Below are 5,765 nucleotides of genomic sequence, written 5' to 3' on the forward strand. Positions count from 1 at the left end.
GAGGCGATCCGGCGCACGGCCGAGGCCTGCCCAGGGCTCGGGATCGGCACGCTGACCCTCTACGCCTTCTCCAGCGATAACTGGCAGCGCCCGGCCGACGAGGTCGGCGGCTTGATGCGGCTCCTGCGCGTCTACCTGCGCAACGAGACGGCGCGGCTCGCCCGCACGGGCACCCGCCTCAGCGTCGTCGGCCGCCGCGACCGGCTGCCGGCCGGCCTGCCCGAGGCGATCGAGCGGGCCGAGGCCGCGACCGCCGAGGGCCGCAAGCTCCACCTGCGCATCGCCGTCGACTATTCCGCCCGCGACGCGATCCTCGCCGCCGCCGCGCGGCTCGCCGGAGAGCCGACGTCGCGCGCGGCGTTCGGGGCCGAGGTCGCCGGCGCGATGCACGGCTCGCCGGTCGACGTCGACCTGCTGATCCGCACCGGCGGCGAGAAGCGTCTGTCCGATTTCATGCTCTGGGAGGCGGCCTACGCCGAGCTCCACTTCACCGAGCGGATGTGGCCCGATTTCGGCGAGGACGACCTCGCCGCCGCGATGGCCGAGTTCACCCGCCGCGACCGCCGCTTCGGCGGCCTGACCAACCCGAAGGTCTCCGCCGCGGCCTGAGACCGGCCCGGATCGCACTGGACAGGCCGGGGGGTCGGCGCCAGATCGGCGGTGTCGCCACCCAGGCTCGAAGATCGTTGCATGTCCGCTGACGCACCCCCGCCCGCCCTCGACGACGAGACCGTCGCGTTCGCCGGCCGCCTGTTCCAGTACGCGCGGATGGGTCATGCCGCGGAGTTGGCGGAGCTGTTCGGGCAGGGCCTTCCGGCCAACATCCGCAACGACAAGGGCGACAGCCTGCTGATGCTGGCGGCCTATAACGGCCAGGCCGAGACCGCCCGCGTCATCCTGGAGGCGGGCGGCGACCCGGAACTCGCCAACGACCGCGGCCAGACGCCGCTCGCCGGCGCCGCCTTCAAGGGCGACATCGCGATCGCCACGCTGCTGCTGCTGCATGGCGCCGCCGTGGACGGCACCGGCGACGGCAGCCGCACGGCCCTGATGACCGCTGCGATGTTCGACCGTACCGCGATCGTCGCGCTTCTGCTCGCCCACGGCGCCGCCCCAGGTCGGCGCGACGCCGCCGGCCAGTCGGCCGCCGACATGGCGCAGGCGATGGGCGCGCAGAACACCCCGGCGCAGCTCGCGAACGCGCGGCGGCTAGGCGCCTAATCGATCATTCGCCGTCGGGCGGCAGCGCTTCGGTGACCTGGACGCGCTGGGCCGGCTGCTCCTGCACGGGCTCGGCCGTCTCAACCGTGGGCGCGATGGCGGTGACACCTTCGTAGCGAGACAGGCGCCGGTCGATCATGCCGTCGATCCGGTCGTAGACCTCGGCCACCGTGAGATGGCGGCGGGCCTTGCCGGCGGCCTTGTCGGCCTTCTGGGTGAACAGCGCCCGGTTGGCCCGGGCCGCGTTGCGGAACTCGCGCTCGGCGACCTCGTCCGGGCGATCGACGTTCATGGTGAGGAAGCGCCCGGCGCTCGACGTGCCGAGGAAATGCGCGAAGTACAGCTCCGAGGTGGTCAGCACCCGGCCGACGCGGGCCTCGATCCGCCCGCGGTCGCGCTTGATCAGCTCGGCCGCCATCAAGGCGGCGACATAGGGGTCCTTGCGGAGCGACAGCACCCGCTCGCGCATCGGCGCGGCCACGGTGATCGCGGAGCCGCGCCCCTTCACTGCGGCCGCCTCGGCGTCCAGCCCGTAGCGGGCGCCGAAGTCGCGGATCATTTCGAGCCAGGTGGCGGTGACGAACTGGAACAGGCCTTCGGCGGACGAGGTCTGCGCCTTCACGTCGGTCGAGAAGCTCGACTCCTTGTCGGCCAAAGCCATCAGGTAGACTGGGTCGACGCCGGAGGCGGAAGCAGCCTTCAGGATCGTGTCGACGATCCGGCGCGGCACGCCGACCTTGCCGAACCGGATCGTGTCGTCGGTCTCGGGCGAGGGCCGGGGCAGGGCGGCGAGATCGCCGGCGATCAGCGCGCTGGTGGCCGGCTCCTGCTCGACGACCGGAACGCCGCTCCACGCGGCAGGGTTGTCGGAGGGCTCGGCCCTCGCAAGTTCGGTCGCAGCACGCGGGCTCTGGTCGATCCGGTCGTGGGCCAAGGCAGCCGGGGCAAAGGCAGTCTGCGGCAGGGCGAAGCCGGCGAGCAGGGCGGCCAGCCCCATGGCCGCGGTGCGGCGGCGCAACGGCGAAGGGCGGCGGAATTTAGCGTCGTTCCGCTGCGTCCCGCAGGCGGACCGCGGCAGCCAAGCCACGGTATCATCTTCACAATTCGACCCGTTGGGCACGAGTCGGCTCACGTCGTCGGCGCAACGCGCCGGCTCCGGGAAAACCCCCATTGCTGGTCCTTTTCGTGCCGCGGCGTTCATGGGCCGGGCTTCGATCGAGCGGCGGCTCTATCGCCGGATGCCGTGACCAGAATGGGACGGCTCGGTGATCCAACCGTGGCGCGCTTAAGGAGCCGTTAACGCTGACGTTTCACGGTTTCTTAACCAGTCGTTCGGGCGCCATTCAGCCGTAGGTTGGCATCAAGATGTCGCATTCGGGCTTGGAACGTTGCCCCCGAGCGCCAGTTAGCTAGGGCCACGCAGGGCGGTCCGCCTCGGCCCGTTCGAAGCTCTGCGTCCGAAGCGTTTAAGGAATTTTCTCCCCATGAGCATGCAGACCGGTCGTCGCGTCGGCGTTGCGTTTGTCGGCATGGGTGGCGCAGTCGCCACCACCGCCATCGCCGGCATCGAGATGATCAAGTCCGGATCGAACCGCCTCGACGGGCTGCCTCTCGCCGGCGTCTCGGTGGCCGGGATGGCCGACTACAAGGATCTCGTCTTCGCAGGATGGGACCTCAACGGCGACGACCTCGCCTCCGCCGCGCAGGGGCACGGCGTGCTCACCAAGCAGGACATCGAGAACGGCGCCCAGGTGCTCAAGGGCATCCAGCCCTGGCCGGCGGTCGGAAGCGCGAAGTTCTGCAAGAACATCGATGGCGCCAACCGCATCGTCGCCGCCGACCACCGCGAGGCGGTGTCGATCATCGCCGCCGACCTGCGTCGCTTCAAGCAGGAGAGCAACCTCGACGAGGTGGTGGTCGTGAACCTCGCCTCCACCGAGCGCTGGCCCGACCTCACCGCCGCCGTGCTGAACTCGACCGAGGCGTTCGAGAAGGGCCTCGACGCCAGCGACGAGCACATCTCGCCGGCGATGCTCTATGCCTACGCGGCGATCAAGAGCGGCGTGCCCTACGCCAACTTTACCCCGAGCATCGCCGCCGACGTGCCGGCTCTGCTCTCGCTCGCCACCGAGATGAACGTGCCGGTGGCCGGCAAGGACGGCAAGACCGGCCAGACCATGATGAAGACGGTGCTGGCGCCGGCCTTCAAGGCCCGCGCCCTCCACGTCGACGGATGGTTCTCGACCAACATCCTCGGCAACCGCGACGGCCTCGCCCTCAACGACCCGGCCTCGCTGCAATCGAAGCTCAACACCAAGGGCACGGTGCTCGACTCCATCCTCGGCTACCCAGTCGAGGATCATCTGGTCCACATCCACTATTACCGCCCGCGCGGCGACGACAAGGAAGCCTGGGACAACATCGACATCACCGGCTTCATGGGCCAGCGCATGCAGGTGAAGGTCAACTTCCTGTGCAAGGACTCGATCCTGGCGGCGCCGCTCGTCATCGAGATCGCCCGCGTCCTCGACCTCGCCAAGAAGCGCGGCGATGGCGGCGTGCAGGAGCAGCTCTCGACCTTCTTCAAGGCGCCGATGGTCAAGAACGGGCACGGCCCGGAGCATGACTTCGGCAAGCAGGGCAAGATGCTGCTCGATTGGCTGGACGGCGACCGCTGATGTCGGACGGCGTTCCGGTGAACGGCGCGTCCGGGCCTGCCGCGCCGGCCGAGCTTCGCGACCTGTTCGTCGAGATGAACGACCTCAAGCGCGTCCGGTCCGCCGGGCGCGTCGGCTCCATCGCCGAGCGCTTGTTCGCGCAGGGCTGGAGTGCGCTGACCGGGGGTGCCTCGGCGGAAGACGTCGCCCTCGACATCACCGCCACAGCGCTGGCCGCCACCCGCCTGTGCGACCTCGACGCCGCGTTCCTCGCCTCCGCCGGCCTGTCCGACGAGGCGGTGTCCGGCGTGCTGGTGGACGGGTTCGACAGCGTCACGCCGAACCTAGATCCCGGCCTGCGCGAGACGCTGCGGGGCAGGCTCTCGCGCCGCATCTCGCATCGGCCGGGCCCAGTGCCGGGCTTCGTCACGGCCCTGGCGCAGCAGCCGCGGGCGGGTGTCACCTGCCCTGGACGCGCCCGGATCCTGCTCGAGCCGCCGGAGAACCACGCCGAGCACTGCCTCGTCGTCGCGGTTTACGGCGTCGTGCTGAGCCCGTTCTACCGGGCGGACCCGGCGACCGTGTTCCTCGCGGCAATGGCGCATCACTTCCACAACGCCGCGATGCCCGACGCAGGCTTCACCGGCGAGATGCTGCTCGGCGACCATCTCGGGCCGATCATGGCGCGGACGACGCAGTGGGCGTTGGACGAGTTCGACGGCTCGCTTCGCGAGACGGTAGCGCGTGCCCGCGCCGTCTTGCCGGACGACGCGACGGCGGAAGGCCGCGCCTTCCACGCCGCCGACTGCGTCGATCGCGTCCTGCAGATCGCGCAGCACCTGCAGGCGGCCTCCCTCACCATGCAGACGGTGCTGGGCGACATGGAGCTCGTCCACGCCGGCCCGGTCAGAGGCTTCCACGACCGCGTGCTCGCGGATATGCGCATCCCGTAAGTCTCACGTCGTGCGGAAGTGCCCCGTCGTGAGGCCCCCGCATGACGTCCCCGCCATGACCGCGCAGGCGGCATCAGAGTTGCGATGATCCCCTTCGACCTGCGGTCGCCGACGACCGGCAACGCCTTGAAGCCCGACACCGCGCATTCCCTGCGCGATGCCGAGGCAAACGAGCGCTGGCCGGTGATCGACGGCATCCCGTACCTTCGCATCGGCCGCGCCGACCTTGTCGCCCGCGCCCTCGTCCACCTCGACGCCAAGGAGGCAGACGCCGCGCTCGCGCTGCTGCTCGCCGACCAGGACGACTGGTGGACAGGCCCGCCGGCCGACCCGGCCGAGCTCGCCGAGTTGATCGCCGGCCGCGCGACGGCGACGTTGCGCGATGCCGTCCGCCTGCTCGGCTGGGGCCGCGTCGGCGACTACTTCCTGCATCGCTGGAGCGACCCGACCTATCTCGCCGGCCTCGCCCTGCTCGAAGCGCATTGGAACGATCCGATCTGCGTCTTCGAGTTCGCCTGCGGCATCGGTCACTACCTGCGGACCCTGAAGCAGCGCGGCTGCAAGGTGGCGGGGGCCGACGTGGTCTTCGCAAAGCTCTGGGTCGCCCGGCATTGGGTGGTCGGGCCCGGTGCGCAGCTCGTCTGCTTCGACGCCGGCTCGGAGCATTGGCCGATCCCCGGCGCGCCGGTGGACCTCGTCGTCTGCAACGACGCGTTCTACTTCCTCGACGACAAGGCGACGCTGCTCGACAACCTGCGCCAGAACGCCGGCGACGACGGCTGGCTCGCGCTCAGCCATATCCACAACAGCGACAGGCCCGGCTTATCGGCCGGCCGCGCGGTCTCGGCCGACGAGATCGCGGAGCTGTTCCCCGACGCCCTCGTCTACGACGACGACGAGCTGACCGCGGCGCTCGCCGCGGCGCGGTCAGCTC

6 protein-coding genes are annotated in these 5,765 nt (G+C 70.4%); 5 read left to right on the forward strand and 1 reads right to left on the reverse strand.

The features are described 5' to 3' along the window. Both FV222_RS15440 and FV222_RS15445 read left to right on the forward strand, forming a co-directional pair. A partial coding sequence (locus FV222_RS15440) for a di-trans,poly-cis-decaprenylcistransferase (RefSeq protein ID WP_147814979.1) occupies window positions 1-609 on the forward strand: 609 nt, incomplete at its 5' end. 81 nt (window positions 610-690) lie between these two features. After that, on the forward strand, window positions 691-1,221 hold the full coding sequence (locus tag FV222_RS15445; RefSeq protein WP_147814981.1) for an ankyrin repeat domain-containing protein: 531 nt from the start codon (window positions 691-693) through the stop codon (window positions 1,219-1,221). A gap of 4 nt (window positions 1,222-1,225) precedes the next feature. Here FV222_RS15445 and FV222_RS15450 read toward each other — a convergent pair whose 3' ends face one another. Continuing rightward, window positions 1,226-2,239 carry a transglycosylase SLT domain-containing protein gene (locus FV222_RS15450; RefSeq protein ID WP_348644090.1) on the reverse strand — a complete coding sequence of 338 codons (1,014 nt, stop codon included), beginning with the start codon at window positions 2,237-2,239 and terminating at the stop codon, window positions 1,226-1,228. A 466-nt stretch (window positions 2,240-2,705) separates the two neighbouring features. Between FV222_RS15450 and FV222_RS15455 the strand changes: the two genes are divergently transcribed. From FV222_RS15455 to FV222_RS15465, 3 genes are all read left to right on the forward strand, one after another. Continuing rightward, window positions 2,706-3,899, forward strand: a complete 1,194-nt coding sequence (locus FV222_RS15455; RefSeq protein WP_147762261.1) for an inositol-3-phosphate synthase — start codon at window positions 2,706-2,708, stop codon at window positions 3,897-3,899. Continuing rightward, complete coding sequence (locus tag FV222_RS15460; RefSeq protein WP_147762260.1) at window positions 3,899-4,831, forward strand: HD domain-containing protein; 933 nt, start codon at window positions 3,899-3,901, stop codon at window positions 4,829-4,831. The genes FV222_RS15455 and FV222_RS15460 overlap by 1 nt, the downstream gene beginning before the upstream one ends. Window positions 4,832-4,915: 84 nt before the next feature. After that, window positions 4,916-5,765: methyltransferase domain-containing protein (locus tag FV222_RS15465; RefSeq protein WP_147814983.1), on the forward strand; the 850-nt coding region annotated here is incomplete at its 3' end.

Source organism: Methylobacterium sp. WL103 (assembly GCF_008039885.1).
Lineage (GTDB): Bacteria > Pseudomonadota > Alphaproteobacteria > Rhizobiales > Beijerinckiaceae > Methylobacterium > Methylobacterium cerastii.

Coding starts and splice junctions, on each gene's coding strand:
- FV222_RS15460 (WP_147762260.1), top strand. CDS start 3,899: ATGTCGGACGGCGTTCCGGTGAACGGCGCGTCCGGGCCTGCCGCGCCG.
- FV222_RS15445 (WP_147814981.1), top strand. CDS start 691: ATGTCCGCTGACGCACCCCCGCCCGCCCTCGACGACGAGACCGTCGCG.
- FV222_RS15455 (WP_147762261.1), top strand. CDS start 2,706: ATGAGCATGCAGACCGGTCGTCGCGTCGGCGTTGCGTTTGTCGGCATG.